This is a genomic window from Pseudoalteromonas aliena (assembly GCF_038155085.1).
GTDB lineage: Bacteria > Pseudomonadota > Gammaproteobacteria > Enterobacterales > Alteromonadaceae > Pseudoalteromonas > Pseudoalteromonas aliena_A.
Window position 1 is genome coordinate 1 of the sequence record NZ_JBAKAU010000161.1, and the last position, 221, is coordinate 221.

Annotated in this window: 1 pseudogene; it reads left to right on the top strand. The window is 44.3% G+C overall.

Annotated elements, in window-relative coordinates:
- Positions 1-221, top strand: a pseudogene (locus V6260_RS18935) (flagellar biosynthesis protein FlgF); the annotation flags it as partial.

A 221-nucleotide genomic window follows, 5' to 3' on the forward strand; every position in this document is an offset into this window, starting at 1 on the left:
ATAACGCATGGCTTAGTGTCCAGGATGCATCTGGTAATGAACCATACACCAAGGCCGGCACTCTCAATATCACAGCTGAAGGTATTCATCAAACAAGCCATGGCCGTCAAGTTATTGGAGAAGGTGGTCCAATAATTTTACCTGTTCCAATTGAAAAAATTGAATTTAGTACAGACGGGACGATTCAAGTTCGCCCTCATGGCGCGCCGGCTACTTTTTTA